A 22079-nucleotide genomic window follows, 5' to 3' on the forward strand; every position below is an offset into this window, starting at 1 on the left:
CTTCTGGAGCTTCTGACCGGTGAGCGCGACCTTGTCGGCGTTCACGATGATGACGAAGTCACCCGAGTCGATGTGGTTGGCGAAGGTGGGCTTGTGCTTGCCACGCAGGAGCGTAGCGGCGTGCGAAGCCAGGCGGCCGAGAACGACGTCAGTGGCGTCGATGACGACCCAGTCACGCTGGACCTCGCCGGCCTTCGGGGTGTAAGTGCGCGTCACGATAGTGCTGCTTTCTTGTTCGAACGGAGAAGTTCGTGAATCCCACTCCGGGGTGGTTCTTCCCTACAGGGATGAACACGCCAGTGGAGGGCTCACGTTCGTTAGTACTCGGCAGTCGAGTACCAAAGAGACAGCTTACGTCATCCAGCGCCGGAATCCCAATCGAGCCGTCACGTCAGTCGAACCGCGCGGTCACCAGGATCGGACGGTGGTCGCTGAGGCCCTGCGGCAGGGTCGTGACCCGCTCGATCTCGAACCCGACGGACGTCGCGAAGTCGTAGTGTCCGCGGAAGACCCGATAGCGCGTGTACGTGTGGTCGTCGCTCATCGTCAGCGCATAGCCGTGCTCGCGGACGGTCTTGCCGAGGTTCTCCTTGAACACCGGGTAGTTGTAGTCCCCGACCATCAGCTGCGGAAGGCGATCGCCGAGCGTCGCGAGCTCGGTGAGCGCGGCGCGGATCTGATGCCGCCGCAGCGAGTTCAGCGCTGTCAGCGGTGCCGCATGGAAGGACGCGGCGATGAACTCCCTGCCTGCGTCGATGTCGCGCAGCCGAGCTCCGAGCACCCGCTCGTGTGCCGGCTTCGCGATGCGGTCGTGCAGCGACTTCTTCAGCTCGATCGTCCGGATGCCCTGCAGGTGGAACGCGCTCTCGCGGTAGAACATCGCAAGTCCCAGGCGGTTCCCCTGCGTGGCATCGGCGAGCGCGAGGTCGCCGATCCGGTCGGGGAGGTCTGCGACGTCGCATTCCTGCAGGCAGAGGATGTCAGGATCGTGCGCCGAGGCGAGGGCCACGAGCTCTCCCGCGGCGCGGTGCTTCTGCAGGTTGTACGAGATCACCTTCATCGAGACTCACGCTAGTGCGTCCGCCTTGGATTCCGGTGGCAATCGTCCGTCCGGCCGGTGAACGCCGTGCCGCGAACGTCAGGAGTCAGGGCCGCGGCGCCGACCGCGCCCGACGCGGCGTGCGCGAGCGGGGGCGTCCTCCGCGCCCTCCTCGCTGACCGTCCCCGGGGGACAAGGCGTCGCGGATGGCCTGACGTTCGCGCCGGCGACGGGGCGCATCGCTCCACCCGATCGCGAACCCGAGCAGGATCAGCGCGGTCGAGACCAGCAGCACGGCATCCGAGTCGAGCGTGGTCCAGTCCGCCCACAGGGCTCCGATCGACAGGACGACCCCGCACGCGCCGAGCGCGGAGAGTCCGAACTGCAGTCGGACCATCGACCGATTCTCCGACAGGAGCGGATCGATCAGGTTCACGTCGATGCGACGCGGCGTGCGGTCCGAGACCCATCGCGCCAGGGCGACCTCGCGGGCGCATTGCAAGGCCACCCCGCCGAGCCAGGCGAGCGCACCCAGGGCAGCGCAGACCGCGATCGCCGCCCCACTCGACAGGCTCAGGACATCGATGCCGTTCTCGATCGGCTGGTCCCAGTAGACCGGGTCGCAGCCGCGGCACTGCTGACGCAGGAACACCGACAGCATGAAGGCGGCCAGCGACACCCACGTCGCCGCCATCAGGATCGAGGCGATCCTGCCCAGGAGGCGCGCGCTCGGGGCCGTGAGCCAACGGGGCACGACAGCGGGTGTCGCCGCGCTGCGCCGTTCGGAATCGGAGGCCTCCGCGCGTCGGATGAGCGGCTTCCACCCGCCGGTGAGGGCCACCATGCGCGCCGCATCCCGCGCGACGAGCCGACGCCCCAGCCCCTGCAGCGCCGCGGCACCGGCGGTCAGCACGGCGAAGACGAGGAGGGCGATCCAGCTCACCGCGTCCTCGCGCAGATCCTCCGTGAACAGGACGGCGAGCAGGAAGATGGCGCCCAGCACACCGACGCTCCAGAGCAGCACGGTACCCGTGGTCTTGAGGTAGGTGGCCGGCGCGGCTGTCAGCTCCGTCCGCAGCGGGCGCTGCGGCACCGCATCCGGATCCGTCCGTGCGCTCGCCTCCGCCGCACGGAGCGCGGCGAAGCGCTCGACGATCAGCACGCATGGCACGATCACGGCGAGTACGGCGCCGACGAGCAGGATCGCGCCCATGCTCGAGCGCAGGAGCGGGTCGAGATCGATCTGCCAGTAGAGCGAGGACAGGGCCTCCTCCCCCACGATCCCGACGATCACGATGCCGAGGAACGTGTAGAGGATGCCGACGATGAAGCCCACAGCGGTGTCGAGCACTGCGCGCCAGAACGACCACGCGGGCGTGGAGACCTCGATGAAGGATGCCGGACGCGCACTCACGCGCTCGTGCCGTCCCGGCGGGCGCGAGTCTGATCGGCCCGCGTCGCGAGCAGGTCGTCTGCGGGGTACCCCACCTCGGTGAGCGTCAGACCGCGCGCCGCGAGCACCTTGAACTCGCTCGTGCGGGTCAGCGCGTCGCGCAGCACGACGAGATCGTCGACATCGAGTCGCCCTTCGCCGACGGCGACGCACGCGCCCACGAGCGCTCGCACCATGCTGTGGCAGAACGCGTCGGCCTTCACCTCGGCGACGAGGACGCCCTCGGCATCGCGTGTCCAGCGGTAGTCGAGGAGGGTCCGGATCGTGGTGGCCTCCTCGCGCGGCTTGCAGTACGCGGCGAAGTCATGGAGCCCGATGAGGGTGCGGGCCGCGGCATCCATCGCCACCTCGTCGAGCGGAGCACGGTGGGCGGTGGTGTCGTGGCGCCGGAGAGGGTCGTACCCGGAGGTCGCATCGGCGAGACGGTAGCGATAGCGCCGCCACACTGCCGAGAAGCGCGCGTCGAAACCCTCCGGCGCGATGGACGAGCGAGTCACCGTGGCATCCGGGTAGGCGCCGAGCACACCGCGCATGCGACGGGCGATCGAGGCGGCCGGATCCTGCGGCGCCCTCCCCTGGCGCGACTCGACGCGCGACCACTGCGCCTCGTCCAGGTCGACGTGCGCGACCTGACCCTCGGCGTGCACACCGGCATCCGTGCGCCCGGCGACCACGAACTGCACCTCCGAGCCGACGATGCGGGCGAGGGCGGCCTCGAGGGTCCCCTGCACGGTGCGCAGGGTGGGCTGCTTGGCCCACCCTCGGAAGTGGGTGCCGTCGTAGGCGATGTCGAGACGGATGCGCACGGATAAAGCCTAGGCCGTGGCCGTGCGCGATCCGGCTCCGACGGGATGCCCGAGGTCAGATGCCGCCGTCGATCGAGCGGATGAGGCCCGGCTCGTCGGGGACCATCACCTGGGTGTCGCGGTTGAGGCTCTCACCGCGGAAGAACCTCTTCGACCGCGGGAACAGATACCAGACGAACATCAGGACGAGTCCGAAAGCGAGCGCCCCGATGCCGATCACGAAGGTGCCGCCGATGCCGAGCAGCACCGTGTAGCCGTAGTCGACGTCGTACATGTCGATCGCCGACTGCACGAAGGCCCACGTCAGCATGGCCGCCCCGAGCACCGGGAACAGGCCCTTGAAGAAGAACTCGCGGGCCGAGCGGGTGAGGTCCTTGCGGAAGTACCAGGCGCAGGCGAATCCGGTGATGGCGTAGTAGAACGCGATCGCCAGACCGAGCGACAGGATCGAGTCCTGCAGGATGTCGTCGCTGATCAGGGTCATGCCGATGTAATAGGCGATCGCCACGACGCCCATGACGATGGTCGAGAACGACGGGGTCTTGTAGGTCGGGTGCACGTCCTTGAATTTCGCCGGCAGAGCGCGGTAGACGCCCATCGCGAGGGTGCCGCGGGCGGTGGGGAGGATCGTGGTCTGCGTCGACGAGATGGCCGAGAGCACGACCGCGACCACGAGGACCCAGCCGAACGGGCCGAGCAGGCCGTCCTTGATCGCCAGGAAGAAGTCGTCGGCGTTGGCCTCGTTGCCGAGTCCGGTGCCCTCCGCGCCGAGTCCGGCGTACATCATCGCGGCGATCGTGACGCCGACGTAGGTGACGAGCAGGATGACGGTCGTCAGCAGCGCTGCGCGGCCGGGGATCTTCTTGGGATCCTTGGTCTCCTCGTTGAGGGCGAGACAGGTGTCCCAGCCCCAGTAGATGAAGAGCGCGAGCAGGATCGACTCGGTGAAGCCCGGCCAGCTGGTGAACGCGAACGGGTTCAACCACTCCATCTCGAACGGCGTCGGGTTCGGCGCGGTTCCGGCGAAGAACTGCCAGAGCGCGGCGACGACGAAGATCGCCAGCGCGAGGTACTGGATGCCGAGCAGGACGTTCTGGATGCGCTCGCCGATCTCGACGCCGCGCCAGCTGACCCAGGTCATCGCGGCGATGAACAGCACGGCGACGAGGACGATCCGCCAGTCGTTGTTCTCGAGGTCGAACCCGATCAGCGACCAGAAGTACACCGAGGCGATCTGGGCGAGGTTGGCGAGCACGACCATTCCGGCGACCGCGACGCCCCAGCCGCCCATCCAGCCCACCCACGGACCGAAGGCCTTGGTGCCCCAGGTGAACGTCGTGCCGCAGTCGGGGACGGCGTTGTTGAGCTCGCGGTAGGCGAACGCGATCAGCAGCATCGGGACGAACGCGATGATGAAGGCGATCGGCGCCTGTGCGCCGACGGCGAGCACGACGTAGCCGAGCGTCGCCACGAGCGAGTAGACGGGGGCCGTCGAGGCGAGGCCGATGACGGTCGACCCCCACAGACCGAGAGTTCCCGCGGCGAGGCCCTTGCCGTCAGGGCGTTCGAGATGGATCGGCGTCGTAGCTGACATGCTCAGAAGATACGGGCACTACGGTTATCGCGTCAATCCTTTTCTTCCGTCGACGGATTACGTGGGTGTCTACGCGAATGGACAACGAAATTCGTCGGACTAAACGCGGTCGATCATCGCGTCCGCATGATCGGCCACCCACTCGACGAGCGGCAGCATCCGCTCCATCAGATCGCGGCCGAGCGGAGTCAGGCTGTACTCGACGTGCGGCGGCACCGTCGGGAGTGATTCCCGGTGCACCAGCCCGTCGTCCGCGAGCGTGCGCAGCGTGGATGCGAGCATCTTCTCGCTGATGCCGCCGACCTCCCGGCGCAGCTCGCCCCAGCGACGGGTGCCGTCGGAGAGCGCGGACAGCACGAGCACGCCCCATTTGCTCATCACATGATCGAGGACGACCCGAGTGCTGCATCCGGGCTCGAAGATCTGTGGCGTGGCTTCGCGGATCTGCGCATAACTAACCGTCATGTACGTACCTTACTTCAAAGTGGGTACCCACGATCCGGAATGTACGAAGAGGCACCGGCGGTTGTGCGTCATGTCACCTACGAAAGGACACCACCCCATGACCATCCTCGTCACCGGCGCGACCGGCAACCTCGGACGCCTCGTCATCGAAAGCCTCCTCGAGCGCGGCGCAGACCCGCAGTCGGTCATCGCCGGTGCGCGCGACGTCACGAAGGCGGAAGGCCTCGGCGTCCGCGTGGCCCACCTGGACTACTCCGACCCCGCCTCCGTGCGCAGCGCCCTCGAGGGCGTCGACTCGGTCCTCCTCGTCTCCGGCTCCGAAGTCGGCCAGCGCGTCGCGCAGCACAAGGCGGTCATCGATGCGGCGAAGGATGCCGGCGTCGCCAAGCTCGTCTACACCAGCGCCCCGAAGGCCACCACGAGCGACCTCGTGCTCGCGCCGGAGCACAAGGCGACGGAAGAGCTGATCGCCGCATCCGGCGTTCCCTCTGTCATTCTGCGGAACAACTGGTACACCGAGAACTACGCGGCCGACCTCGCCCGCGCCGCCGAGACGGGCGTGCTCGCATCGGGTGCAGGCGCCGGGCGCGTCGCCTCGGCCAGCCGCAAGGACTTCGCCGAGGCCGCCGCAGTCGTCCTTCTTGACGAGGGTCACCTGGGTCAGGTGTACGAGCTGGGTGGCGACGTGGCGTGGAACTACGACGACCTCGCGGGCGCGATCGCCGAGATCTCGGGCCGCGACGTCGTCTACCAGCCGCTGACCGCCGACGAGCAGCTCGCGGGGCTCCGCGCCGGAGGACTCGATGAGGGCATCGCCGGCTTCGTGGTCGCCCTGGATGCCGGCATCGCCGCGGGAGCGCTCGCCGACACCGACGGAACGCTCTCGCGACTCATCGGCCGCCCGACGACGCCGCTCGTCGAGGGACTGCGCGCGATCGCCTGATCGTTCTTTCGCCGGACAAAGAGGCGCCGATCCTCACCCAGGATCGGCGCCTCTGCGTGCTCACGCGGACTTCTCAGTCCGACGATGCCTCCCGAGGATGGACATACGCGATCGTGAGCACGATCTCGGCGGTGGTGAGGCCTTCTGCCCCCAGGGCCTCCTCGACCGCCCGTCGCACGGCGCGCAGCGTCTTCGCCGCGCCCGCCGAGTATTCGATGCCGAGCGACGCTTCGACGATCACCCCGGAGTCGCCCATGCGGACGGACACCAGCGGCTCATCGTCGCGGCTGATGCCGACGGCGACGGCGCTCTCGCCGACGAGGTTGGAGATGAGGGAGCCGGCGCGATAGACGCTGCGGACCCCGGGAGTCGCCACCACGGCGGCCTGGATGCGTCCGGCGAGCTCCGGCTGCGCTGTCGTGGTCATGATCCCTCTCCCCTCGTGCCGCCGATACGCTGCACGTCGCGCACCGTCACGTCGATCCCGGTCACGGTCAGGTCGGTGTGCTGCTGCAGCCGCCGCGCGACCTCGCTTCGGAGCATCTCGACGGCCTTCGGGATCGACTCCCCGTAGACGGCGTTCACCTCGATCGCGATCCGCACCGGCGCACCGACCACGCTCACATCGCCATCGAGGGTGGACCGCCCGACGAGGAGGCCGGGAACGGCGTTCTCCGCCGACCGGATCAGCCCGCGCACAGCACCCTCGGTGATTCCGAAGTCGACCGCCGGCTCCTCCTCGACGAACGGGATGCGTCGGCCGGCCCTGGCATCCAGTGCGATGCCGGTGAGGATCCGATCCACCCAGCTGTCGTCGACCTCGGGCATCGCCGCTGCATCCGCTTCGATCAGCTGCCCGCCCAGCCCCCGCAGCCGGTCGAGCGCGTCGAGCGCGAGCTGGCACCCGGGTGAACCCTCGATCGAGGGATCGAGGGGCCGTCGTCCTGCGTCGAGGTAGTCGCTCAGCTCTTCGAGCGTGTGTCCGTCGAGGTCGCCGGGCTCGAGTCCGAGCTCGTGGACGTCAGGGGTCTGCTGGTCATCGGTCATCGCCAGGCCTCCATCCGCACGATCATGAACTTCCTCGCTCTGGCCAGCAGGCCGCGAGCGGTGGACACCGAGATCTCCAGCTCCTCGGCGATCTCCTCATACGAGTAGCCGCCCATCTCCCGCAGCACCCAGCACTCGAGTTGGGCGGCCGGGAGTTCCTGCAGCGCCGCTCCGAGAGCCTCGATACCCGCTCGCGCCTCCACGACACGAGCCGGCGCGCTGTGCGCCGGCGCCTCCTGCTCGATGTCATCGACATCGAGCACCGGACGCAGCGCGCGGATGCGGTCGACGGCCTTGCGGCTCACGATCCTCATCAGCCAGCTCTTGACCTTGCCCGGGTCGTCGAGCTCGGAGAACCGCTGCCACGCCGTCACGAACGTCTCCTGCACGATGTCGTCGACATCGGCCGAGGCGTTCAGCATCCGCTGCGTGTAGGCGCGCATCATCGGGGTGTACCTGCGGACGAGCACGGCGAATGCCGCGACGTCTCCATCCATCGCCCGACCGGCGACGATCCGGTCGTCGGCCTGCTCGAGAGCAGAGCGAAATCCTTCCCCAGCCATACGGCGTCCCCCTCTTCCCTGCCCTGTGAGCCGTTCGGAGCGAACCCGTCATCGGATGGGATCGTCGATCCCTCGATGGCGAGGCCACGAGCCCCTGACGCACTCACCTGTTCACGACCGACCTGGTCACAGAACCCTGGAATCGGCGCCGTCCGCGGCGGGGGTGGGGTCGGCTGCGACGTCGTCCTCCGTCGGGATGTGCACGTCGTTGATGGTGACGTTGACCTCGACGGCCTGCTTGCCGACGTACTCGGCCATGGCGAGGGAGATCGCCGCACGAACATCATCGGCGACCTTCTGCAGCGACGCCGGGTACTCGGCGACGATCGTCACGTCGACCGCGACCTGCGTCTCGCCGACCTCGACGCTGATACCCTGAGTGAGGTCGGTGGAGTTGAGCGCATCGCGGATGGCCCCGACCGCACGCGCCGCCCCGCCGCCGAGGGCATACACACCAGGAACCTCGCGAGCCGCGATGCCGGCGATCTTCGCGACGACTCCGTTCTCGATGATCGTCTCCCCCGTCGAGGCGACGGCCGCGCCTGCCGGCGCATCCTGGACTGCGGGCTGCTGTGCGTGCGAGACGTTCGTCATCGTGTGCTCCTCCATCGATCTGTCCTCCCCTGCGGGGCGGGTCGCAGTGCAGCGACACCACTAAGACGGATGCCGAACGGGAATCGTCACAGATCCGTCTGGGAATCTCTCCACATTGCACCGTGCGGGCTGAAGTGCAAGAATGCACTTCGTGAGCAAGAGTGCAGATTCAACGCGAGAGCAGCGCAAGCGGGAGACCTCGCGCGCGCTCACTGACGCGGCGCGACGCCTGACTGCTGAGCGCGGCTTCGCCGGGTTCACCGTCGAGGAGCTGTGCGCCGAGGTCGGTGTCTCGCGGCGCACGTTCTTCAACTACTTCGAGAGCAAGGAGAACGCCGTCTTCGGGTTCGCCGCGATCGACTCGCGACAGGAAGCGCTGGAAGCGGTTTTCGTCGCGGAGAGCGGCGAACTGCTCGACGACTTCCTCCGCTTGACCATCGCTCGATTCGAGCTGTTCAACCCGCTCGACGATGCGCCGGCGATGTTCGCGGTCATCGAGCAGGAGCCGCGGCTCCTCAAGGCCGCGTTCGAACAGCTGGCGAAGAACGAGCGGCGTGACATGGCGCTCATCGCGCAGCGCACCGGCGACGGCGACGACGCCGAGCTGCGCGCCGAGGTCATGGTCCACACCGTCGGCGCGCTGGTGCGCCTGTGCATGGACCAGCTGCTGCACCACCACTCGACAGAGTCGTTCCGCGACCTCGTCAGCCGACGTCTCCAGATCGCCCGCGCCGTGTTCGCGCCCGCACAGAAAGCCGATTGAATGTCCGCCACCGCCACCAGGGATGCGCCCTTCCTGCTCACGAAGCGCCGCATCTGGATCATCTTCAGCGCCCTCATCGCGGGCATGCTGCTGTCGAGCCTCGACCAGACGATCGTCTCGACCGCCATGCCGACCATCGTCGGACAGCTCGGCGGTGTCGATCACCAGGTCTGGATCACCACGGCCTACCTGCTCGCGACCACCATCGTCATGCCCATCTACGGCAAGTTCGGCGATGTGCTCGGCAGGCGCAACCTCTTCCTCGTCGCGATCGCACTGTTCACGCTGGCCTCGGTCGGCTGCGCCTTCGCCACCGACTTCTGGATGTTCGTCATCTTCCGCGCCCTGCAGGGACTCGGCGGCGGCGGCCTGATGATCCTGTCGCAGGCGATCATCGCCGACATCGTCCCGGCCAATGAGCGCGGCAAGTACATGGGTCCGCTCGGTGCCGTCTTCGGTCTCTCGGCCGTCGCGGGTCCCCTGCTCGGCGGGTTCTTCGTCGACCACCTCACCTGGCAGTGGGCGTTCTACATCAACATCCCCGTCGGAATCGCCGCCTTCATCATCGCCCTCGTGGCGTTGAAGCTGCCGAGCAAGAAGGCCCAGAAGCCGATCGACATCCTCGGCGTGCTCTTCCTCTCGCTGGCGACCACGTGCCTGATCTTCTTCACCGACTTCGGCGGCGACAAGGAGTTCGGCTGGGATTCGCTGGCCACGTGGGCGTGGGGAGCCGGGCTCGTCGTCGCGGCGACCGCCTTCGTGATCACCGAGGCGAAGGTGCAGGATCCGATCATCCCGCTGAGCCTGTTCCGCAACCCGATCTTCGTGAACGCGACGGCTATCGGGCTCGTGCTCGGGATCGGCATGTTCGCCGCCATCGGGTTCGTGCCCACCTTCCTGCAGATGTCCTCCGGCACGTCGGCCGCGGCATCCGGACTGCTGATGATCCCGATGATGGTGGGTCTGATCGGAACCTCGATCTACTCGGGGATCGCGATCTCGAAGACCGGCCGGTACAGGATCTACCCGATCGCCGGAACGATCCTCACCGGGATCGCGATGGTGTCGATGACCACCCTGTCGGCCTCGACGCCCATCTGGCTCATCTGCGCGTTCCTGTTCGTGTTCGGCGCCGGACTCGGCCTGATCATGCAGGTCGTCGTGCTGGTCGTGCAGAATGCCGTCCCGGCGGGCGAGGTCGGCACGGCGACGAGCACGAACAACTACTTCCGGGAGGTCGGAGCATCCCTCGGCACTGCGGTCTTCGGGACGATCTTCACCACGCGGCTGACCGAGAACCTGCTCGGCGTCTTCGCCGACGCCGGAGCATCGCCGGATGCCGCCTCGCAGGCGGCGTCGACGATCGACCCCGCGACGCTGAACGCCCTGCCGGACGAGGTGCGGGACGGGATCGTCACGGCCTACGCGGATGCCCTCGCGCCGGTGTTCTGGTACCTCGTGCCTTTCATCGTGCTCGCTCTCGTGCTGTCGCTGTTCCTCAAGCAGATCCCACTCTCGGACCAGGCGGGCCTGGTCGCTCGCGGCGAGGCGATCAGCGGCGAGGAAGCGGAGCGGCTGGAGGCCGAACTGCGAGGCGAGACTGTGACCGTGCAGGGCGGGCCCGGCGGTTCGGGCGGATCTAGGGACTCAGACGGCTCAGACGGCTCGGACAGCACTGCGCCGCCACGGAGCTGATCGCGCTGCACGGCGGAAGGGCCCGCTCCTCGATCGAGGAGCGGGCCCTTGCGTGTGTGGCGCGGGTCAGGGAAGGTCGCCGACCTCGAGCTCGTCCGGGTGGTCCGCATTGTCACCGGGCGCCTTCTGGCTCTCGCCCGGAGTCGCAGGATCCACCTCGGGATCGGGGTCGTTCGTCACGAAGTCGGCGTCGACGCCGGTCGCGTCGATCTCGGCGTTTTCGTCGGGTGCTGCCTGCGGGTCTGACATGATCGCTCCGATCGTCTGTTGCGGAAAGGGATGATCAGTCTCGCCCGAGGGGCCAGACCGCGTAGCCCCCTTGACATGCGAGGCGGCGGTCACCCTGGCCGACCTCCGTTGCCGCCCGCTGGACCGCGTGCCCGGATACGACAAAACCCCGGCTGCACCGGGGGTTTGAATCTGTAGCAGGAGCGGGGCTTGAACCCGCGACCTCACGATTATGAGTCGTGCGCTCTGACCAGCTGAGCTACCCTGCCGCACCGCATCCGCATCGCAGCTACGAACACTGTGAGCCCCGAGTCAGGATTGAACTGACGACCCCTTCCTTACCATGGAAGTGCTCTGCCACTGAGCTATCGGGGCGTGCTGCCCCTCGCGGGGCAACCACACGAGAATACCATCACTGAGGCGTCCTCATGAAATCGAGGCGGTCAGTACGAGTACCGACCTGCGTTCTCACGGAGCCATGGCAGCGGATCGATCGTGCTGCCGTTGACGATGAGCTCGAAGTGCAGGTGCGCTCCGTAGGAGCGACCGGTGTTGCCGGTGTGGCCGACGATGTCGCCGACCTTCACGGTCTGCCCGGCCTTGACCTGCAGAGAGCCGTACTGCATGTGCGAGTAGTGGCTCGTGATGACCTTGCCGTCGATCACGTGATCGATGTAGACGGTCACGCCATAGGCGCCGCCCTGCTCGGTCGCGATGCGGACGACACCATCGGCGATCGCCTGGATCGGAGCGCCCTCGCCGGGCACGAAGTCGATGCCCTCGTGCAGACGGCCCCAGCGCATGCCGTATCCCGAGCTCATTCCGACGCCGACCTTGAAGGGCCACTGGATGGCCGCTTCGGCGTCGTTGGTGAAGACCTCGTTGGAGTAGTTGATGCCCTCTTCGGAGGCGACCTGGATCAGCGAGACGGTGGAGAAGCTGTCAGAGCGCGCGAGCGACTCGTTCTTCACATCCGAGGAGGTGACGAACGCCTGGATCTCGTCGTCGGCGGTGCCCGCCTTCGATGAGGCGGATGCGGCGACCAGCGAAGTGCCCACGGCCTGCGGACCCTGGACGGCGGCTACCGCTTCTGCGGGAAGCGTCATGCCGACGGCGAGCAGTCCGGCGAGGCTCATCACGCCGACCGTCGCGCCGACGGCGAGGAACTTGCGGGCCTTCGGACGCCGCGTGGCGACGTGCTCAGCCGGTGCCTGCGGGGCGGGCTCGGCCTGCGGCTCGGAATCGGGCGTCGACATGGCTGCAGCGGCGATCGAGCGGAACGCGCGGGCTGCGGTCTCGAAGGCATCCGCGGAGGACTCGGCGGTGTCGTCTGCGACGTCATGCTCCGTCTCGACACGCTCAGCCTCGACGTCATCCGCGAGGGACGACAGGTCGATCGGTGCGTCGACGGACTCGACGGCCGGTTCCACGACGTCATCCGCTTCGACCGACTCTGCCGCGACGAGCTCATCCGAATCGGAGGACGCAGTGGCTGCGGCGACAGCGGTCGCGGCGATGAAGACCTCAGCGGTGTTCAGTCGCTGCCGAGCTGCCCGGCGCGAGGTCGGGGTGTCGGAGACGATGGGTGCGGCTTCGGAGACGGCTTCCGGTGCTCCTGCCGCGGGGGCCTCGAAGGCCTCAGTGCGGGGACGGCTGGAGCGGCGCGTGGGCGCAGAGGCAGCCTGGGGATTCTCGAAGGGCAAAGCAGATTCTCTCGGGTTAAACGTCAAGCTCGGGGGCGCTTACTACCGTCATCGATTCGGGCCGATGAAAGTAACGATCGGATAAACCCTAGCCTGCTCCACCTGGGAATGCCATGAATCGGTCACGTTTCATCCTGAAGAATTTCGGCGACCCGGTTGTGGACCTCGGTTCCACCGGCGATGAGCATGGGTCTCGCAGACGCGGTGTCGACCAGGGAGACGAGTCCGCCGGCCTCGCTCACCAGCAGCGCACCGGCGGCGTGATCCCACGGCTTGAGACCGCGTTCGAAGTACCCGTCCAGACGGCCGGCGGCGACGAACGCGAGGTCGAGCGATGCGGCACCCGCACGACGCAGGTCCCGGGCGATGGTCATCACGCGGCGGACGGTGGCGAGGTCGCCGTCGTGCGTCGCCGGGTCGTATCCGAAGCCCGTCGCGAGCAATGCCCCGGCGGACGCTTCCGTGGTGACGCACAGGCGCTGATCACCGAGCCACGCGCCGTGCCCTCGCGCCGCCGTGAAGAGCTCACCGGACGCAGGCGCGTAGACCGCCCCGGCGAGGGCCACCCACTCCCCCGGCTGGGCCGGTCCTTCGACCGCGGCGATGCTGACGGCGTAGGAGGGGATGCCGTAGGCGTAGTTGACGGTGCCGTCGATCGGGTCGACGACCCAGGTGATCCCCGAGTCGCCCTCGGCCGCATCCGATTCCTCGCCGAGGAATCCGTCACCGGGGCGCGCCGCCTGGAGACGTTCGCGGATGAGCGCCTCGACCTCGCGGTCGGCATCGGTCACGATGTCGGCCAGAGTGGACTTCGTCGCCGCGAGATGCACACCCTCGGCTCGCCGGACGCGCGCCAGGTCGCCGGCTTCACGCGCGATCTGCGACGCGATGTCGACGAGGTCCTCCGGCAGGCTGCCGGTCACTGCTGAGGGCGGGGAGGAGCGGGCGGATACGCCTCAGGAGCCTGCGGCACGGGCGGCACGTCGGGTGCCTGCGCGTAGGGCTCCGGCGACTGCGCGTACGGCTCAGGCGCGGGCGGGAACTGCGCGACCGGGAACTGCGGCGCCGGAGGCTGCTGGTTCGGATGCTGCTGCGTCGGATACTGCTGACCCGGGTACTGCTCAGGTGCTGCGGGGAGGCTCTGTTGCGCGGGCTGCGCGGACGGGTGCCCCGTGTAGTAGGCGTTCCAGTCCGGCGATCCGTCGATGAGAGCGGGAAGCGGAGTCGCGCCGTCCGCATACGTCGGCCAGGCCGGCGCAGCCGCGATGCCCTGAGCCGCAGGGGCCGGCTTGCGCGGAGCGAAGAGGGCGTTCAGCAGCGGGATGAGCGTGGTGCCGACGGCCGCGAGGATCGTCAGTGCGACCACGATGCGCCAGTACAGCTCGCCGTACTCGAACGTGTTCGGGAAGGTCAGGAAGAAGATGAGCATCGCGGCGAGCGCTCCGAGGAACACGATGGTCGCGATGTAGATGATGCGGGTGAACGACGTGACGTGGCGCTGCGCGGCAGGAGTGAACAGTCGCACGTGCAGCAGTGCGAGCTGCAGGATGCCGACGACGAGCAGCAGCTGGAAGAAGCGCTCAGCCCCCGCGAAGTACTGATCGTCCTCGGGCAGCCAGATCTTCACGGCACCGACGAGCAGTGCGACGATCCACGTCACCATGCTCGACAGCGCGAGCCAGTCCGGACGGTTCGGCGCGAGGCCGGCCTCGAGGATCGCGATCCCCGCGAACGCCGCGAGCAGGAGGATGGTGAGGAAGGCCCGGCCGATCAGACCGTCCTGATCTCCGATCAGCACCCAGACGACGCAGACGAGGGCCGCCGCGATGAGGGCGCCGATCGCGATCCAGAGCGCACCTCGGATGAGCAGGGACATGTTCTTCTTCTCGGCCAGCGGGGGCTGCGGGACGATCTCCGGCTGCGACATCGCGTTCCTCTCGTTGAGCGGCGTTGCGTTCATCCTTGCACGCGTCGAGGCACGACTCACGTCGCCCGCGCGATCGGTGGGGAGATCGACGGCGGGCAGACGAACGGCTCAGCCGCGGCGTGCGGATGCTGCGGCGAAAGCGGTGATGCGGGCCTGCGCGTCCGGCGTGGCCATGGACGACCCGATCGAGCGCGCCTCCTCGGAGAGCTGCTCGGCGAACGTGCGCTCCGGCTGCGAGCGCACGAGCCTCTTGGCGTGACCGTAGGCCTCGGCCGCCCCGGCGAGCCAGAATCGCGCGATCTCCTCGGCACGGGCGCGCACCTGCGCGGCCTCGTGTGAGGAGTCTTCACCCTCGACGGCTTCGGCCACGAGCCCCCAGTCGACGGCCTCGGCCGCGGTGAGCAGTCGATCCTGCAGCACGAGCTGCAGCGCCCTGCGCTGGCCGACCGCGCGAGCCAGCTGGGCGGAGACCGACAGATCCGGGGTGAGTCCGATGTTGGCGTAGAGGCTCCCGAGACGGGAGCGCGAGCCGACGACGGCATAGTCCGTGCTCAGGAGGATCCCGAGTCCTCCCCCGGCCGTGGTCCCGTGGGCGGCGGCGACCACCGGCACGGCGGATTCGGTGAGCGAGCGGATGCCGGCGTTGATGACCTCGGCGAGCGCGGTGATCTCCGCGCCCGACCCCATGCTCGTCGCCATCTCGATGACATCGCCGCCCGCGCAGAACGCCGGACCCGCTGCATCGAGCAGGATGGCCTTGACGTCTGACCGCGACGTCACCTCCGCCGTGGCATCCCGCCACGCGTGCGCGAGGTCGGCGTTGAAGGCGTTGAGTCGCGCGGGGCGGTTCAGCGTCAGCCGAGCCAATCCTCCGTCGACGGCGAGCAGGATGGCATCGTTCATGGCTTCTCCTTCGAGCGCAGGACGTATGCGACCAGGGTAATCGCGATCAGGCCTGCTGCCGTACGCGTCCGACGAACGATTCCATGCGTCGCCGCGTGCCGTCCAGGCGCAGGTCGACCTGGCCGGGCGCGAGCACCTCGTTCGGCGCGAGCGGATGCGCGAGTCGCACGTTCTCGTGGCACGACAGGTCCGTGCAGATGTAGGTGCCGACCGAGTCTCCCCGCGCTCCGTCCTCCCCCGCGAGCCGTGCCGAGAACAGCGCGACCTGGTTGCCCGGCTGCAGCGTGTGGCAGATGTTGCACATGCCCGAGCGTGCGCGGCCCGGATCGGATGCACGGAGCACGATGCCGGACACCTCGCCGTCGTGCTGCGTGAGCACGTACCCGCGGCGGCCCGCACTCGGGTCGCGCCACGCGAAGAAGTCGAGGTAGTCCCAGTCGATCAGCACGAAGTCGTGCGGCATCTCCATGACCCGCAGCTCGTCCGCATCCGCGTTGACGAAGGATGCACGGACCTCTGCCTCGGTGAGCGCTCGCATCCGTCCAGTCTATGAAGACCCGGCCCTCGAGGGCTCGCCGACCCGACGACGGCAGGTCACTCGGCGGCGCGCTGCATCGCCTCGTCGGCCTCCGTGACGATGTTGCGCATGGCGGTGGCTGCGGCATCCGCCTCTCCTCCGGCGACCGCGAACGCGACGTCCCGGTGCCACTGCACGGCATTCGGATCGGCCACGTGCGGCATGAGATGGTGCGCCGTCCGGCCGCGGAGCACTGCTTCGACCGTGCCGCCGAGGGCTGCGAGCATCCCGTTGCCCGAGGACTCCAGCAGGAGCCGATGGAACCTGATGTCGGCCGTGAGGTACCGATCGTCATCCGCCGCGTGGTCCTCCTGCCCCATCGCGACGACCAACGAGACGAGTTCGACCCGCTGCTCCGAGGTCGCGGTGCCCGCGGCCAATCGAGCGGCCAGCGGCTCGATCACGGAACGCAGCTGACTGAGCTCCTTGAGCTGCTCATCGCGCCCCGGTCCGGCGAGCCGCCACGCGATCACCTCGGGTGCGTAGACGTTCCAGTCCGCACGGGGTCTCACCTCGACCCCGGACTTGCGGCGGACCCAGACCAGTCCGAAGGACTCGAGCACACGGACCGCCTCGCGGGCGGCCGAGCGGGAGACGCCGCGCTCCCGCGCCAGCTCGACCGTGAGCATCCGCGAGCCAGGAGGATGCTCTCCGTCGACGATCGCGCGGCCCAACTCGGCGACGAGCGAGTCGTGGACGGGGCTGGAAGGGCCGGGGACGGTCATATGACGAGTATGCCCGCACAGGCGCTCTGATGTGCGTCATCACGCGCCTGCTGGTCATTTATGTTGCACATGTCGTGGTAAGCGTGCTTATTATGTACGACATAAGGTCGTAAACCGCGCCCGGATCAAGGAAGCTCATGGCACTCTTCACCCCCGCCGCCGATGCACTCATGACGGCAGTCAGCGACACCGCAGCCCCCGACCGCCCCGCCGGACAGCTGATCGCCGCCGCCGTGATCGGCATCGCGATCATCATCGTCCTCATCACCTGGGTGAAGCTGCATCCCTTCCTCTCCCTCACGGTCGGAGCGCTGACCACCGGCGCGATCGCCGGCATGGACATCGCCGCGGCCATCACCAGCTTCTCGACCGGCTTCGGCACGACCATGGGCGGCGTCGGCATCCTGATCGCGCTCGGTGCGATCTACGGCAAGCTCCTCGCCGACTCCGGCGGCGCCGACCGGATCGTCGACACTCTCGTCAGCCGTGCCAGCGCACGCTCGCTCCCGTGGGTCATGGGGCTCATCGGCGCCGTCATCGGCCTGCCGATGTTCTTCGAGGTCGGCCTCGTGCTGCTCGTCCCGGTCATCATCCTGGTGGCGCGCCGCTCGGGTGCCCCGCTCATGCGCATCGCGATCCCGACCCTCGCCGGCCTCTCCGCCATGCACGGTCTCGTGCCGCCGCACCCCGGTCCGCTCGCCGCGATCGATGCGCTCGGCGCGAACCTCGGCCTCACGCTCGCGTTCGGTGTCATCGTCGCGATCCCCGCCGTCATCGTGTCCGGCCCGCTCTTCGCCCGCTTCGCCGCCCGCTGGGTCGACGTCCCCGTTCCCGAGCTCTTCGTGACCGCAGAGGACGAGGGTGAGGCGCAGCGCCGCCGGCCGTCCTTCGGGGCGACGCTCTTCAGCATCCTGCTCCCGGTGTTCCTGATGCTCGCGAAGGCGATCGCCGACATCTCCGCGGCAGGATCGGATGCTCCGTGGAAGGTCGCACTCGACTTCCTCGGCACCCCGGTCATCGCGCTGCTCATCGCCGTGATCGCCGGCTTCTTCATCCTCGGCCGCGGCGCCGGCTTCGACCGCACCCGCGTGAACGAGATCGTGGGCTCGTCGCTCGGCCCGATCGCCGGTATCCTTCTGATCGTGGGCGCCGGTGGTGGGTTCAAGCAGGTGCTGGTCGACACCGGCATCGGCAACGTCATCGCGCAGTTCGTGTCCGGCTCGTCCGTGTCGGTGCTGGTGCTCGCCTGGCTCGTCGCCGTGGTCATCCGCATCGCCACCGGCTCCGCGACCGTCGCGACGATCACCGCCGCCGGCATCCTGCAGCCGCTGACCGAGACGCTCGACTCGCCCATGGTGGCGCTGCTCGTGCTCGCGATCGGCTCGGGCTCGGTGTTCCTCTCGCACGTCAACGACGCGGGATTCTGGCTCATCAAGGAGTACTTCGGCCTGAGCATCCCGCAGACGCTGAAGTCCTGGACGGTGCTCGAGTGCCTCATCTCCGTCACCGGCCTCGCCGGCGTCCTCGTCCTGAGCCTGTTCGTCTGAGGCCGCCATGATGTCCGTCAACGCACCCGTCCTGGTCTTCATGGGCGTCGCGAGCACCGGCAAGTCCACGGTCGCCGCGATGCTCGCCGGGCGCCTCGGCTGGGCCTTCGAGGAGGGCGACGACCTGCACCCCGAGGCGAACGTCGCCAAGATGGCAGCCGGCCACGCGCTCACCGACGAGGACCGCTGGCCCTGGCTCGATCGAATCGCCGAATGGATCGACGAGCGCATCGAGGCCGGCGAACCCGGCATCGTCACCTGCTCGGCGCTGCGTCGCAGCTACCGCGACGTGCTGCGTCGGGAGGCGGTCACGTTCGTGCACTTCGCGGGTGACCGCGAGTTGATCCTCGAGCGGATGCTCCGCCGGCAGGGCCACTTCATGCCCGCCACCCTGCTCGACTCGCAGTTCGCGACCCTTGAGCCGCCGCAGGACGACGAGAGGGCGATCACGATCGATATCTCGCTGACCCCTGCGGAGCAGGCGGCACAGATCGCGTCACGGCTGCGGCTGCATCCGGACTACTGAGATCGGTCCCTGCGGTCGCGGAGCTATCCCGCGAGCAGCTGCAGGCCACGGATCCCCTCGACCACGAGGTCGTGATCGTCTGCGGACGGCAGACCCGACACCGTGGCGACGGCGACCACGCCTACTCCCGCGACCCTGATCGGGACCGCCCCGCCCGCGACGGCGTAGGTCGCACGGTCGAGCCAGCCCGGCTCGTGCATGTCGCGGCCGCCCTGTGCGATGCGCTCCTCGAGCAGCGCCGAGCTCGTCTCGAGACGCAGGGCCGTCGCGGCCTTCTTCGCGGCCCAGACGTCGTTGTCGGCGGTGGCTCCGGGGAGCGAGGCGTGGAACAGCACCCCGCCGGCCGTCCGGATGTCGACGGCCACCGGAGCGGATGCCGCCAGCGCGCGCTCTGCGATCCCCCGCCCGAGATCCCAGGCGTCCTTGCGATCGAACCGGCGCAGCACCAGCTCGACATGCTCCCGCTCCAGCTGGTCGAGCCTCGTCTGGTCACTCATCGGTCTGCCTCCTCGTAGACGGTCGCCTCAGACTGTACCGGCACGGGCGGAAGCCGCGGGCTGCGGGAACGACGAAGCCCCGGGTGCGGTGCGCAGTCCGGGGCTGTGTCGAAGTGGTGGCGAGTGAGGGATTCGAACCCCCGAATGCTGAGCAGTCTGATTTACAGTCAGATCCCTTTGGCCGCTTGGGTAACTCGCCAGAGCGCGCCCGTCCGACTTCGACAGCCAACCGGGGGCACGATAGATAATCATACCCGCCAAGGGCAGGCGCGAGAAATCGGACCCTCAGCTGCCGAAGACGCCCCGGTCGGCCTCCGCCAAAGACTCCGGCGTGCGCAGCAGACCGCCCTCGGCTCGGCAGGTGGCGGCGGCCACCTCCATGGCCCGGTCGAGCAGCGCCTGCCAGCCCTCGGCATCCGTCGGGGTCCCGTCGACGAGCCCCGCGGCGACCGCAGCGAGGGTCGCGTCCCCTGCTCCGACACTGTCGATGATCCGGCCGGGCAGCGCTGCGATGGGCGCCGCGACGACCACGGCATCCGCTTCGAGTGATGCCCCGGCGGATCCTGCCGTCGCGAGCACCGCTCCGACTCCGATGTCGCGCAGTCGCGCGCGCAGGCCACTCAGGTCACCGCCGTAGAGGAGGTCCGCGTCATCCGCTCCCACCTTGACGATGGATGCTCCCGAAGCCGCGCGCTCGAAGCCCCGCACGAACTCCTCGCGGTCGCTGAGCATCCCCGCTCGGGGATTCGGGTCGATGGCCAGCCGCGCAGTGCCGACCGCCTCGAGCAGGGCATCCACCTCTGCGGGCACGTCGAACGGGAAGCAGCTCACCGCGACCAGCGCGGCGTCGGTGATCGCCTGCCGCGCCTCCGCCGAATAGCGGATGCTGCGCCGCTGCGCCGCCTCGTTGAAGACGTAGACGGGCTCGCCGTCGGCCGCGCGCTGGACGATCGCCCGAGACGAGCCGAGCGGCGCGGCGCTCGCGATGAGCCGAACCCCGTGGTCGTCGAGGTACTCGCGGATGTGCGCCCCCGCCTCGTCGTCGCCGACCATCGCGATGAGCGTGGTCGAGACACCCAGCCGGCGCAGCCCGACGGCGACGTTCAGAGCGGCACCGCCGACCAGCTCCCGCACGCCTCCCCCGTCGCGGATCTCGTCGATCAACGCGTCTCCGACGACGACGACATCGGACGCACGGGAGGATTCATCGCTCATTCTGCCGACATTACCGCGAGACACCGGCGCACGCCTGTTCGCGCGGCATACACGTTGTCGCCCGCCGCAGCGCTACCGTGAGCGCATGAACACTCGTTCTGCTGCGGGAGCCCTGGCGGCGCTGCTCCTGATCACTCTGCTCGCCGGGTGCGGCACGGCGGGATCCGGCACCGCGGGATCCGGCACCGGCGACCCAAATGACCCACCTGCGGCGTCCGAGCCCGACGCGACAGCCTCTCCGTCGGCATCCCCCTCTCCGACTCCCTTTGCGATCGCGCTCCCGACCGACTGCCGCGCGATCCTTTCAGACGGCGTACTCGCGCAGCTCGACGGCATCCCCCTCAACGACGCGGCGTTCGGACCCTCCGGTGTCGGCGACGACGGCACGCTCACGTGCATCTGGGGCGATCCCGGTGCCGACACGACGAACCTCGTCACGACGATCTCGCTCATGAACCGCGGCCCGGCCCTCGACATGCTCAACGCGCTCGTCACGGATGAGGGCTTCGCCTGCTTCACCCCGGATGGCGGAACCCGGTGCGAGAAGACCTGGCCGAACACCCAGTATCCGGTGACCGACGGTCGCACCCTCTTCTGGCGCGACGACGTGCTCATCGACACGCGTTACTCGAATCTGGCCCCCGAGGGCTACACCTCGAGCATCGTGGAGCACCTGTTCGACTGAGGCGCCTCTCGAGGCGCTCCCCTCCCGAGCCTCCCACCGCCGACTCCACCGGGCACAGCTTCGGATGCTGGGGCCGACACCCCGGTCGACCCCACCCGTGCCCCGCGTGCCGCCGCCGATCTCCGAAGCTGTGCCCGCAGGCAGCGGCGCGCCGTCCGGGCACGAGAAAGGCCCCGGGCGAATCGCCCGGGGCCCTCTCACTCACTCAGCACTCAGTTGTAGGTGCCCGGCGTGATGTCATCCGTCGAGAACGCGTCGAAGTCGACGTATCCGAAGTCGCCGTCTGCGTACGCCCCGTCGGATGCGAAGATCCGGTTCGGGTAGCGCTCGCTCTTGGCTTCCTCGGTGGCCTCGACCGTGACGTCGCGGTACTTCGAGAGACCGGTTCCGGCGGGGATGAGCTTACCGATGATGACGTTCTCCTTGAGACCGACCAGCGGGTCGCGCTTGCCCTGCATCGCAGCCTCGGTGAGCACGCGGGTCGTCTCCTGGAAGGAGGCGGCCGACAGCCACGACTCCGTCGCGAGCGACGCCTTCGTGATACCCATCAGCTCCGAACGACCGGACGCGGGGCGCTTGCCCTC

26 protein-coding genes and 3 tRNA genes are annotated in these 22079 nt (G+C 68.5%); 6 read left to right on the forward strand and 23 right to left on the reverse strand.

Annotation, left to right across the window (positions count from 1 at the left end; all coding sequences use genetic code 11):
* From rplM to ACESK8_RS16640, 6 genes are all read right to left on the reverse strand, one after another.
* A partial coding sequence (gene rplM, locus ACESK8_RS16615) for a 50S ribosomal protein L13 (protein ID WP_372969628.1) occupies window positions 1-216 on the reverse strand: 216 nt, incomplete at its 3' end.
* Between the two features lie 175 nt (window positions 217-391).
* Entirely contained in the window at window positions 392-1060 is a 669-nt protein-coding gene (locus ACESK8_RS16620) for an endonuclease/exonuclease/phosphatase family protein (RefSeq protein WP_060927489.1), read from the reverse strand.
* A gap of 85 nt (window positions 1061-1145) precedes the next feature.
* Complete coding sequence (locus ACESK8_RS16625) at window positions 1146-2453, reverse strand: hypothetical protein (RefSeq protein ID WP_372969629.1); 1308 nt, start codon at window positions 2451-2453, stop codon at window positions 1146-1148.
* The gene (gene truA, locus ACESK8_RS16630; RefSeq protein WP_372969630.1) at window positions 2450-3298 is read right to left on the reverse strand and encodes a tRNA pseudouridine(38-40) synthase TruA; all 849 of its coding nucleotides are present in this window, start codon (window positions 3296-3298) and stop codon (window positions 2450-2452) included. The genes ACESK8_RS16625 and truA overlap by 4 nt, the downstream gene beginning before the upstream one ends.
* A 55-nt stretch (window positions 3299-3353) precedes the next feature.
* Window positions 3354-4892: an APC family permease gene (locus tag ACESK8_RS16635; protein WP_060927492.1), complete on the reverse strand. Its 1539-nt coding sequence runs from the start codon at window positions 4890-4892 to the stop codon at window positions 3354-3356.
* A gap of 99 nt (window positions 4893-4991) precedes the next feature.
* On the reverse strand, window positions 4992-5357 hold the full coding sequence (locus ACESK8_RS16640) for a helix-turn-helix domain-containing protein (RefSeq protein ID WP_060927493.1): 366 nt from the start codon (window positions 5355-5357) through the stop codon (window positions 4992-4994).
* 97 nt (window positions 5358-5454) lie between these two features.
* Between ACESK8_RS16640 and ACESK8_RS16645 the strand changes: the two genes are divergently transcribed.
* Window positions 5455-6300, forward strand: coding sequence for an SDR family oxidoreductase (locus tag ACESK8_RS16645; protein WP_372969631.1), 846 nt, complete (start codon window positions 5455-5457; stop codon window positions 6298-6300).
* 73 nt (window positions 6301-6373) lie between these two features.
* Here ACESK8_RS16645 and ACESK8_RS16650 read toward each other — a convergent pair whose 3' ends face one another.
* From ACESK8_RS16650 to ACESK8_RS16665, 4 genes are all read right to left on the reverse strand, one after another.
* Window positions 6374-6727 (reverse strand): hypothetical protein, encoded by a 354-nt coding sequence (locus ACESK8_RS16650; RefSeq protein WP_372969632.1) that lies wholly within the window; start codon window positions 6725-6727, stop codon window positions 6374-6376.
* Complete coding sequence (locus ACESK8_RS16655) at window positions 6724-7347, reverse strand: Asp23/Gls24 family envelope stress response protein (RefSeq protein ID WP_372969633.1); 624 nt, start codon at window positions 7345-7347, stop codon at window positions 6724-6726. Before ACESK8_RS16655 ends, ACESK8_RS16650 begins: the two co-directional genes overlap by 4 nt.
* Window positions 7344-7910 carry an RNA polymerase sigma factor gene (locus ACESK8_RS16660; protein ID WP_372969634.1) on the reverse strand — a complete coding sequence of 189 codons (567 nt, stop codon included), beginning with the start codon at window positions 7908-7910 and terminating at the stop codon, window positions 7344-7346. The genes ACESK8_RS16655 and ACESK8_RS16660 overlap by 4 nt, the downstream gene beginning before the upstream one ends.
* A 126-nt stretch (window positions 7911-8036) precedes the next feature.
* Window positions 8037-8504, reverse strand: coding sequence for an Asp23/Gls24 family envelope stress response protein (locus ACESK8_RS16665; RefSeq protein ID WP_372969635.1), 468 nt, complete (start codon window positions 8502-8504; stop codon window positions 8037-8039).
* Between the two features lie 142 nt (window positions 8505-8646).
* Here ACESK8_RS16665 and ACESK8_RS16670 point away from each other — a divergent pair, with 142 nt between their 5' ends.
* Both ACESK8_RS16670 and ACESK8_RS16675 read left to right on the forward strand, forming a co-directional pair.
* Window positions 8647-9267, forward strand: coding sequence for a TetR/AcrR family transcriptional regulator (locus ACESK8_RS16670; RefSeq protein ID WP_372969636.1), 621 nt, complete (start codon window positions 8647-8649; stop codon window positions 9265-9267).
* A complete protein-coding gene (locus tag ACESK8_RS16675; RefSeq protein WP_372969637.1) occupies window positions 9268-10962 on the forward strand; it encodes an MDR family MFS transporter in 1695 nt (564 codons plus the stop codon).
* A gap of 66 nt (window positions 10963-11028) precedes the next feature.
* Here ACESK8_RS16675 and ACESK8_RS16680 read toward each other — a convergent pair whose 3' ends face one another.
* From ACESK8_RS16680 to ACESK8_RS16720, 9 genes are all read right to left on the reverse strand, one after another.
* On the reverse strand, window positions 11029-11211 hold the full coding sequence (locus tag ACESK8_RS16680; protein ID WP_060927498.1) for a hypothetical protein: 183 nt from the start codon (window positions 11209-11211) through the stop codon (window positions 11029-11031).
* Window positions 11212-11385: 174 nt separating this feature from the next.
* Window positions 11386-11459: transfer RNA gene (locus ACESK8_RS16685), tRNA-Met, on the reverse strand.
* A 34-nt stretch (window positions 11460-11493) separates the two neighbouring features.
* Window positions 11494-11565 (reverse strand) — tRNA-Thr (locus ACESK8_RS16690).
* Window positions 11566-11633: 68 nt separating this feature from the next.
* Complete coding sequence (locus tag ACESK8_RS16695; protein WP_372969638.1) at window positions 11634-12893, reverse strand: peptidoglycan DD-metalloendopeptidase family protein; 1260 nt, start codon at window positions 12891-12893, stop codon at window positions 11634-11636.
* 122 nt (window positions 12894-13015) lie between these two features.
* A complete protein-coding gene (locus ACESK8_RS16700; RefSeq protein ID WP_372969639.1) occupies window positions 13016-13816 on the reverse strand; it encodes an inositol monophosphatase family protein in 801 nt (266 codons plus the stop codon).
* The gene (locus ACESK8_RS16705; RefSeq protein ID WP_372969640.1) at window positions 13813-14853 is read right to left on the reverse strand and encodes a hypothetical protein; all 1041 of its coding nucleotides are present in this window, start codon (window positions 14851-14853) and stop codon (window positions 13813-13815) included. The genes ACESK8_RS16700 and ACESK8_RS16705 overlap by 4 nt, the downstream gene beginning before the upstream one ends.
* 75 nt (window positions 14854-14928) lie before the next feature.
* On the reverse strand, window positions 14929-15723 hold the full coding sequence (locus ACESK8_RS16710; protein ID WP_372969641.1) for an enoyl-CoA hydratase/isomerase family protein: 795 nt from the start codon (window positions 15721-15723) through the stop codon (window positions 14929-14931).
* Between the two features lie 46 nt (window positions 15724-15769).
* Window positions 15770-16261 (reverse strand): FBP domain-containing protein, encoded by a 492-nt coding sequence (locus tag ACESK8_RS16715; protein ID WP_372969642.1) that lies wholly within the window; start codon window positions 16259-16261, stop codon window positions 15770-15772.
* A 56-nt stretch (window positions 16262-16317) separates the two neighbouring features.
* On the reverse strand, window positions 16318-17025 hold the full coding sequence (locus ACESK8_RS16720) for a FadR/GntR family transcriptional regulator (RefSeq protein WP_372969643.1): 708 nt from the start codon (window positions 17023-17025) through the stop codon (window positions 16318-16320).
* Window positions 17026-17162: 137 nt separating this feature from the next.
* Here ACESK8_RS16720 and ACESK8_RS16725 point away from each other — a divergent pair, with 137 nt between their 5' ends.
* Together ACESK8_RS16725 and ACESK8_RS16730 are read left to right on the forward strand one after the other, a co-directional pair.
* Window positions 17163-18572, forward strand: a complete 1410-nt coding sequence (locus ACESK8_RS16725; protein WP_372969644.1) for a GntP family permease — start codon at window positions 17163-17165, stop codon at window positions 18570-18572.
* A 10-nt stretch (window positions 18573-18582) separates the two neighbouring features.
* A complete protein-coding gene (locus ACESK8_RS16730; RefSeq protein WP_372969649.1) occupies window positions 18583-19098 on the forward strand; it encodes a gluconokinase in 516 nt (171 codons plus the stop codon).
* A 23-nt stretch (window positions 19099-19121) separates the two neighbouring features.
* On the opposite strand, the gene ACESK8_RS16735 is transcribed toward ACESK8_RS16730, so the two are convergent.
* The 3 genes from ACESK8_RS16735 to ACESK8_RS16745 all read right to left on the reverse strand — a co-directional run bounded on the left by ACESK8_RS16735 (window position 19122) and on the right by ACESK8_RS16745 (window position 20810).
* Window positions 19122-19595, reverse strand: a complete 474-nt coding sequence (locus ACESK8_RS16735; RefSeq protein WP_372969645.1) for a heme-binding protein — start codon at window positions 19593-19595, stop codon at window positions 19122-19124.
* A 114-nt stretch (window positions 19596-19709) separates the two neighbouring features.
* Window positions 19710-19794: transfer RNA gene (locus ACESK8_RS16740), tRNA-Tyr, on the reverse strand.
* An 86-nt stretch (window positions 19795-19880) separates the two neighbouring features.
* Complete coding sequence (locus ACESK8_RS16745; RefSeq protein ID WP_372969646.1) at window positions 19881-20810, reverse strand: PfkB family carbohydrate kinase; 930 nt, start codon at window positions 20808-20810, stop codon at window positions 19881-19883.
* 85 nt (window positions 20811-20895) lie between these two features.
* Here ACESK8_RS16745 and ACESK8_RS16750 point away from each other — a divergent pair, with 85 nt between their 5' ends.
* On the forward strand, window positions 20896-21495 hold the full coding sequence (locus ACESK8_RS16750; RefSeq protein ID WP_372969647.1) for a hypothetical protein: 600 nt from the start codon (window positions 20896-20898) through the stop codon (window positions 21493-21495).
* 212 nt (window positions 21496-21707) lie between these two features.
* On the opposite strand, the gene ACESK8_RS16755 is transcribed toward ACESK8_RS16750, so the two are convergent.
* Window positions 21708-22079, reverse strand: a 372-nt coding sequence (locus ACESK8_RS16755) for a hypothetical protein (protein WP_372969648.1), incomplete at its 5' end; no start/stop codon positions are given.

The sequence above is a fragment of the Microbacterium sp. genome, assembly GCF_041641055.1.
Classification (GTDB): domain Bacteria; phylum Actinomycetota; class Actinomycetes; order Actinomycetales; family Microbacteriaceae; genus Microbacterium.

Coding starts and splice junctions, on each gene's coding strand:
- ACESK8_RS16680 (WP_060927498.1), bottom strand. CDS start 11,211: ATGTCAGACCCGCAGGCAGCACCCGACGAAAACGCCGAGATCGACGCG.
- ACESK8_RS16635 (WP_060927492.1), bottom strand. CDS start 4,892: ATGTCAGCTACGACGCCGATCCATCTCGAACGCCCTGACGGCAAGGGC.
- ACESK8_RS16720 (WP_372969643.1), bottom strand. CDS start 17,025: ATGACCGTCCCCGGCCCTTCCAGCCCCGTCCACGACTCGCTCGTCGCC.
- ACESK8_RS16745 (WP_372969646.1), bottom strand. CDS start 20,810: ATGAGCGATGAATCCTCCCGTGCGTCCGATGTCGTCGTCGTCGGAGAC.
- ACESK8_RS16675 (WP_372969637.1), top strand. CDS start 9,268: ATGTCCGCCACCGCCACCAGGGATGCGCCCTTCCTGCTCACGAAGCGC.
- ACESK8_RS16640 (WP_060927493.1), bottom strand. CDS start 5,357: ATGACGGTTAGTTATGCGCAGATCCGCGAAGCCACGCCACAGATCTTC.
- ACESK8_RS16715 (WP_372969642.1), bottom strand. CDS start 16,261: ATGCGAGCGCTCACCGAGGCAGAGGTCCGTGCATCCTTCGTCAACGCG.
- ACESK8_RS16735 (WP_372969645.1), bottom strand. CDS start 19,595: ATGAGTGACCAGACGAGGCTCGACCAGCTGGAGCGGGAGCATGTCGAG.
- ACESK8_RS16710 (WP_372969641.1), bottom strand. CDS start 15,723: ATGAACGATGCCATCCTGCTCGCCGTCGACGGAGGATTGGCTCGGCTG.
- ACESK8_RS16620 (WP_060927489.1), bottom strand. CDS start 1,060: ATGAAGGTGATCTCGTACAACCTGCAGAAGCACCGCGCCGCGGGAGAG.
- ACESK8_RS16705 (WP_372969640.1), bottom strand. CDS start 14,853: ATGAACGCAACGCCGCTCAACGAGAGGAACGCGATGTCGCAGCCGGAG.
- ACESK8_RS16670 (WP_372969636.1), top strand. CDS start 8,647: ATGCACTTCGTGAGCAAGAGTGCAGATTCAACGCGAGAGCAGCGCAAG.
- ACESK8_RS16655 (WP_372969633.1), bottom strand. CDS start 7,347: ATGACCGATGACCAGCAGACCCCTGACGTCCACGAGCTCGGACTCGAG.
- ACESK8_RS16665 (WP_372969635.1), bottom strand. CDS start 8,504: ATGACGAACGTCTCGCACGCACAGCAGCCCGCAGTCCAGGATGCGCCG.
- ACESK8_RS16730 (WP_372969649.1), top strand. CDS start 18,583: ATGTCCGTCAACGCACCCGTCCTGGTCTTCATGGGCGTCGCGAGCACC.
- ACESK8_RS16725 (WP_372969644.1), top strand. CDS start 17,163: ATGGCACTCTTCACCCCCGCCGCCGATGCACTCATGACGGCAGTCAGC.
- ACESK8_RS16650 (WP_372969632.1), bottom strand. CDS start 6,727: ATGACCACGACAGCGCAGCCGGAGCTCGCCGGACGCATCCAGGCCGCC.
- ACESK8_RS16750 (WP_372969647.1), top strand. CDS start 20,896: ATGAACACTCGTTCTGCTGCGGGAGCCCTGGCGGCGCTGCTCCTGATC.
- ACESK8_RS16660 (WP_372969634.1), bottom strand. CDS start 7,910: ATGGCTGGGGAAGGATTTCGCTCTGCTCTCGAGCAGGCCGACGACCGG.
- ACESK8_RS16645 (WP_372969631.1), top strand. CDS start 5,455: ATGACCATCCTCGTCACCGGCGCGACCGGCAACCTCGGACGCCTCGTC.